The sequence below is a fragment of the Dinghuibacter sp. genome (assembly GCF_035492835.1).
Classification (GTDB): domain Bacteria; phylum Bacteroidota; class Bacteroidia; order Chitinophagales; family Chitinophagaceae; genus Dinghuibacter.
Map to the genome: position 1 here is coordinate 1 of NZ_DATJIY010000235.1, position 6,364 is coordinate 6,364.

Genomic DNA, 6,364 nt, shown 5'->3' on the forward strand with positions numbered 1-6,364 from the left:
ATAGTCGATGCCCTTGCCGGTATAGAAGGTCGCCAGCCTGCGCTGGTCCAGCAGGGCGCCGTTGTCGGGTTCGCACTGGTCGATCCACCACGCGTCCCAGCCATAGCGGGCTACGAGACTGTCCCTCGCCTGCTGCCAGTATAGGTCGCGCGCCCTCGGATTGTGTGCGTCATAGTAAGTATCGAAGGTGTGCGTGACGACGTTGTCCCAGGTGATGCTCGTCAGTCCGTCCATCGCCTTGAGCGCGTCGAAGTTGGCCGTCCCTTTGCCAAAAACGGGCCATATGGATATCATCGCGTGCAGGTTCTCCTTGTGTAGCTCGTCGACCATCGCCCGTGGATCGGGATACGCCGTCGGGTTCATTACGTGTGAGCCTATGGGTAAGGGGTCCCAGTAGTACCAGTCCTGGACGATGACGTCGACGGGGATATGGGCGTCGCGGTATTTGCTGCCGGCGGCGAGGACTTCAGCCTGAGTCTTGTAGCGGTCCTGTGACTGGAACAGTCCGTACGCCCACTTGCCGAACATCGGCGCGCGTCCTGTCGCGTCGCGGTAGAGGGAGACGATCCTGTCGAACGAAGGGCCGTAGAAGAAATAATAGTCGATGAGTTTCCCGTCTTCCGACGTATAGCGATATTTTGTATTGCCCGCCATTCCTCCGTAAAATTTTGATGGGCTGTAGTTGTCCCACATCAGGCCATATCCTTTTGTGGAGAGAAGGACCGGTATAGCGCCGGTCATGTATTTGATCAGCATGTCCTGGTCGCGGCCCTTGTAGTTGATGGACAGCGAATCAAGGGGATGACATCCCAGGCCGAACAGCCCTTCGTCCGATGGTGACTTAAAAACTGTCTCCAGACCATAGGTGGCGATCCCTGCGATCTGTGCCCGCTGCATCGATTTGCCGTTGGCGCCGTCTTCTTCGAGGATCGGCTTTCCGGTGAGGTCGGAGTAACTGATGGCATTGGTAGATTTATCGGCGATAATGTGCAGTTTTTTGGTGGTGATCACGATGGTATTGTTCAGCTCTGCGACTGTGAACTCCGTCGCCGGGGCCCAGTTGTTGTTGGTGACTACCAGCGAAGAGCGTCTGGGAAGTTGCGGGAGCATGGTATAGCGGACTTCGACGACGTCCGGCTGCCAGACGCGGATGGTCATCGAGCCGATGTCGAGGACGAAGTTTACGCCGTCCGCGTCTTTTGTATAGGATTTTATCGTGGAGTGGGACGTGGCCGCGACGGCTAGCAGGGCAAGAGTCAGGACTATTGAACGCATGGTCATAGTTTGATTGAGGGTACCGAAGATAACCAAAAAATAAATCGGTTGCAAAATCCGGCAGGGCCGGGTTGGGGGATGTGGGTTTCGCGGGTTGGGTGGTACCGGTGGATTGCCGCGGATCGGGCGATGGAAGGTGTGGCGGATCCCCGCGGGTCTGGCGGCGGATAAAAAAATATTTTGATAAAATATGTAACCATATGGTTACTTTTCCTAGTTTTGTAACCGAACGGTTACCAATTATGAGAAGAGACGTATTTCAGGCCATTGCCGACCCAACCCGCCGGGAGATCATTCATCTCATCGCGCGGAAGCCATTGCCGCTGAATTCCATCGCGGAAAATTTCGAGGTGAGCCGACCCGCCATCTCCAAACACATCAAGATACTGACCGAGTGCGGCATCGTGACGATCCATACCCGCGGCCGCGAGCGGTACTGCGAAGCCAGACTGCAAAAATTGTCGGAGGTTTCGCAGTGGGTTGACCATTTCCGCGTCTACTGGAATCAGAAGCTGGACGCCCTCGGTGAGTTTTTGGAGAGAGAGGAGGCCGCGGCGCCGCCGAAGAGGAGAAGCCCAGGGGCAGGTAAGAGAGGCCCGGGACCCGGGTCGGCGAAGGCGTCTTCAAAAAAGAAAAAAAAATAACACATATGGAAAAAGCCCAGGTTATCGTCGAACGCACGTACGATGCGTCACCGGCACGCGTCTGGCGCGCTATCACAGATCCCGCGCAGATGAAACAGTGGTATCTTCCGGTTACGGATTTCCGGCCCGAGATGGGTTTCGAAACCAGATTTGACCAGAAAGTGGAGAACAAGGTCTTTCCGCATGTATGGAAAGTGACCGATGTCGTGCCCGGCGAAAGGATCAGCTATGAGTGGCATCTGACAGGTTTCCCCGGCAGCTCGCGCGTCACCTTCGAACTGACGCCCGATGGCGAGGGCACGCGTGTCAGGGTCAGCCATGTGGGGCTGGAGACCTTCCGCGGCGATATCCACCCGGACCTCCACCCGAAGAAGATCGAGGATGGCTGGAACTATTTTATGAACGAGAGCCTTACGGACTTCCTCGAGAAGGGGCCGGTTCAGGTCATTATGGAGCGGACCTACAACGCCTCGCCGGAAACGGTCTGGCGCGCCATCACCAATGCCGAGCAGATGAAGCAGTGGTATATGCCGCTTAGCGATTTCCGGCCTGTGGTGGGATTCGAGACCGAATTTGATATCACCGCAAAAGGCTATGACTGGCGGCATATCTGGAAGATCACCGAGGTCATTCCCAACAAAAAGATCAGCTACGAATGGCGTTATGGCGGCTTTCCTGGCAACTCCCTCGTCACTTTCGAGCTGGAGCCGCAAGGCAAGGGCACGCGCCTTACATTGCGGCATGTAGGCATCGAGACCTTCGAAGGCTACAAGAACCCCGGACTCAGGCCTGAGAATTTCGAGAAAGGCTGGGGTAACCTGCTTGGTACGATGCTGACGGAATTTTTGGAGAAGAAGCACGCGGCGGTCGGATAGTTTCCGATCTTTGCGTATGCGACTCTCTGAAGCTATTGAACTTTTTGACCGGCCCGTATTGCGTGACGTTGTAGGAGATGCACCTGTCCGTTGGGCCGACCTCGGCTGCGGGTCGGGGTTATTCACCGAAGCGCTCGCCCGATTTTTGCCCGCGGGCAGTACCATTTATGGGCTTGACCTGCGCCCGATGCTGCAGTCGGATCTGGTATGTGGCGTCCATCTGGTGCCGGTAAAAACCGATTTTGTTAATATTCCTTTACCTGTCGCTGGGCTTGACGGTATACTCATGGCCAATTCCCTGCACTACGTCGAGGACAAGGCTGCGTTTTTGTCGACGCTGACCAGGTCGATGCATCCAGGGCATCCGGAAAGCGCGCCGCTTCGTCCGGAAAGACCGCTGCTGGTCGTGGAATACGATACCGACACGCCGGTGCCTACCTGGGTACCCTGGCCCGTTAGTTTGGCTAAACTCCGCCCCCTGATGGCGATTGCGGGCTGGCCGAAGGTGGACAAGCTGGGCGAGCGGCCGTCAGCGTTCGGGAGAAGCAATATTTATTCTGCGCTGGCGAAAATTCGATAATTTCAGTCTCATGAAAAACACCCTTCGGCCTGCCGTTGCCGCCGACCGCGACGGCATCATCGCCCTGTATAAAAAAGTAGCCCGTATTTCCGGCGGCCTCGCCCGCGCGGAGGACGAGATCACCATCGAATATGTCGACGGATTTATGACGGAGGCCGCCCACAACGGCGTTCATTTTGTCATGGAGAACGAAGCCAGCGGCGCCATCATCGGTGATATCCACTGCAGTAAGCCGGGACTCAAATGTTTTGACCATATGCTCAGCGACCTGACGATCGCCGTCGACCCCGACTATCAGGGCCAGGGTATTGGAAAGACATTGTTCATGGGCGTTCTGGACGAGGTTCGGGAGAACCGCAAGGATATACTACGGGTCGAGCTGCTGACGGGGGAGACCAATAAGAGAGCGCTTGCCTTTTATGAGGGGATTGGGTTTACTATCGAGGGCCGGATGCCGGGAAGGTATCGCAAGCCGAATGGGGTGCTGGACGCGGATATCCCGATGGCGTGGATGAATCCGAATTTTCGGGCGTGAGGCCGGGGGGTGACCGGGGTTGGAGACGAAAAAAGGGTACTCCTTTTGGAACACCCTTTTGATAAATCACAGGAATAACTAATTCGTGTGATCCTTTCGGTTATCATCCTGGACGCGGACCTGACGTTTGGCCTTGGCTACAGGATGGTCAACACCTTGTCGTTTTAAACGTTTTGAATCTTTGCTGATGTCCTTATTTTCTCTGGCTACCGCCTTGTGGTCGTGCATGGCCTTTTTCACGCGTACATGCGACCAGTCCTTATTCACTTTGTGAGAGGCGGCCTTTTTCTCGCGTACGTCGGTACGGAGGTCCTTCATTTCCTGTTTCTTTTGCGGGTCGGTTTGGGCCATCGCACTGGCTGTCAGTGAGATACCCAGTATTAACACTAGTAGCTTTCTCATAGTTAACGCTTTTAGAGGTGTGACTGCGATTCGCGTGCCACGGGGTAATTTTTTCAATCAGTTATGCCGCATATTGAGGGCGGGTAATTTTCTTAACTTTAGCGGAAGACAACTGTTAACATGCAACAAACACGTAACTACAACACTATCAGCCCATCGGCGCGGGCCCTTTTGCTGATGAAGGCCCATACCACAATACCGTTTGCACGCGAGGCGGCAAAGCTGATCCAGGATCCGGAACCGTTTGAGCCGGATTTTTCGAATCGTCAGCCCGGATTTTGGATCCGCGTGATGCATTTCGAAGCGCGGTACTGGAGCATCAACCAGCTGCTGCCCGATGACGCCACCAATATACTGGAACTCTCCTCCGGATTTTCCTTTCGCGGGCTGGCCCTGGCCACCGACCGGCCGGTCTACTATATCGATACGGACCTGCCTGATCTGATTGCGACGAAGCAACCTCTCGTCGCAGCGCTCGCCGGTCCGCTCCGTGGACATTATGAGCTGAAGGCTTTGAATGCGTTGGACACGTCGATATTTAATAGTATTGTCAGTGGTTTTCCGGCTGGTCCGCTGGTTATTGTGAATGAAGGGCTGCTGATGTATTTAGGCATGGAGGAGAAACGGCAGCTTTGCCGAGAGATCCGCGACGTGCTGGCGGAGCGGGGAGGTTACTGGATCACGGCCGATGTTTACCTCAGACGGGACCTGCCCGAAGATGAGGAGCTCTCGCGGGGAGATACTTTGAGGGAGTTTTTGGAGCAACATAGGGTGAAGGATAATATGTTTGAGTCCTTTGAAGAGGCTGAAGCGTTCTTTGCGTCGGAGGGATTGGTTATCGATAAAGAGTTTGAGCCCGATTATATGAGTTTAGGGTCGTTGCCGCATTTTTTAGCTTCGTGCTCGCCGGAGTTGCTGCAGCGGCTTAGGGCCAATATGAGTGGAAAGATGCATACGACGTGGAGGTTGAAGGTTTCAGAGAGATAAAATTTCTATTTACAAATATTCTCTCCTCCCGCAACTGGCGTTCCGCCCAGTTGTAAAAATCTGTTGTAGTCGGCGCAGGCGCCGGCCTTGTCGCCAAGACCGACTTTTGCGGAAGCTCTGAAGCCAAGTGCGGACTGGTCGTCGGGTGTAAACTTCAATACATAGTTTAAGTCATCGAGTGCGCCTTTGTAGTCTTTTAGGGGTATTCTTGCCTGCCCGCGAAGCAAATACGCTTCCAGGTCCGTAGAATCCAAAGCAATTGCTTTGTTCACGTCCGACAATCCGCCGATAAAATGATTCGTCAGAATTTTGTTGAGTCCGCGAATGCAATATGCCCTTTCATTATTAGGGTCCAGTTGTAAAGCTTTATTTAGGTCAACAGCCCCTTCCTGAAATAAGCTGAGCTTCGTTTTCATTGCTCCTCTGCCCACCCAGTATTTGACATTATCGGGGTTTAGGAGAATGGCTGTGTCATAATCTGCCACGGCACCCTGGAAGTTGGCAAGCCTGGTCTTCGCCATAGCCCGATTGTTGTAGTTGTCGGATTCTTTTGGATATAATTTTGCCTGTTCGTCAAAGTCTTCCAATGCTCCTTTGAAATCCTGGAGAATGAATTTTACCTGACCGCGATATTCGTATGTAACGGGACGTGTATAATGTAGTTCAACGCATTTGTCAAAGTCAGTAATAGCCTGTTTCAACTGTTGCGTCCGGTAGCAGGTGACACCGTGCATGAAATATGCTTCTGCGCTATCGGGATTTGCTTTTATAGCTTTTTCGAAGCACAGCAATGCGCTGGGAAAGTCGTTGTTTTTAAAACTCTTTACGCCCTCTTTGTACTGTGGGTCATTGATTTGAGAATAGGCTGTCGAACACAGAAATGTGAACGCATAAAGAAAAATTGCATTTTTCATGGGATGGGGTTATTAGGAAAACAACGCCCGTAAATGGCATTTATTTCATCGGGGTATGTAAAAGATGGTTTTTTTGAAGACAGGCTTACTCTCAACCGCTCCCTCGTCGCTCGTCTTCCAGCAAGCTTGAGGCGTCCTTCTAAAAAGCAAAA

General features: G+C 53.3%; 8 protein-coding genes. 5 read left to right on the forward strand and 3 right to left on the reverse strand.

Going from position 1 to position 6,364, the window contains the following annotated elements; translation table 11 throughout:
- Window positions 1–1,275 (reverse strand): TIM-barrel domain-containing protein (locus VL547_RS21515; RefSeq protein ID WP_325581862.1); only part of this gene is annotated, 1,275 nt, incomplete at its 3' end.
- A gap of 242 nt (window positions 1,276–1,517) precedes the next feature.
- Here VL547_RS21515 and VL547_RS21520 point away from each other — a divergent pair.
- Genes VL547_RS21520 through VL547_RS21535 form a run of 4 tightly spaced genes read left to right on the forward strand, consistent with a single transcriptional unit; the run spans window position 1,518 to window position 3,909 of the window.
- The gene (locus VL547_RS21520) at window positions 1,518–1,919 is read left to right on the forward strand and encodes a metalloregulator ArsR/SmtB family transcription factor (protein ID WP_325581864.1); all 402 of its coding nucleotides are present in this window, start codon (window positions 1,518–1,520) and stop codon (window positions 1,917–1,919) included.
- A 5-nt stretch (window positions 1,920–1,924) separates the two neighbouring features.
- A complete protein-coding gene (locus VL547_RS21525) occupies window positions 1,925–2,794 on the forward strand; it encodes an SRPBCC domain-containing protein (protein WP_325581866.1) in 870 nt (289 codons plus the stop codon).
- Window positions 2,795–2,810: 16 nt separating this feature from the next.
- Window positions 2,811–3,374, forward strand: coding sequence for a class I SAM-dependent methyltransferase (locus VL547_RS21530; protein ID WP_325581868.1), 564 nt, complete (start codon window positions 2,811–2,813; stop codon window positions 3,372–3,374).
- A 10-nt stretch (window positions 3,375–3,384) separates the two neighbouring features.
- Complete coding sequence (locus VL547_RS21535) at window positions 3,385–3,909, forward strand: N-acetyltransferase (protein ID WP_325581870.1); 525 nt, start codon at window positions 3,385–3,387, stop codon at window positions 3,907–3,909.
- Between the two features lie 78 nt (window positions 3,910–3,987).
- On the opposite strand, the gene VL547_RS21540 is transcribed toward VL547_RS21535, so the two are convergent.
- Complete coding sequence (locus VL547_RS21540; RefSeq protein WP_325581872.1) at window positions 3,988–4,311, reverse strand: hypothetical protein; 324 nt, start codon at window positions 4,309–4,311, stop codon at window positions 3,988–3,990.
- Window positions 4,312–4,431: 120 nt separating this feature from the next.
- On the opposite strand from VL547_RS21540, the gene VL547_RS21545 reads away from it, so the two are divergent.
- Entirely contained in the window at window positions 4,432–5,298 is an 867-nt protein-coding gene (locus VL547_RS21545; protein WP_325581876.1) for a hypothetical protein, read from the forward strand.
- 5 nt (window positions 5,299–5,303) lie between these two features.
- Here VL547_RS21545 and VL547_RS21550 read toward each other — a convergent pair whose 3' ends face one another.
- On the reverse strand, window positions 5,304–6,212 hold the full coding sequence (locus VL547_RS21550; protein WP_325581878.1) for a tetratricopeptide repeat protein: 909 nt from the start codon (window positions 6,210–6,212) through the stop codon (window positions 5,304–5,306).
- Window positions 6,213–6,364: the final 152 nt, after the last annotated feature.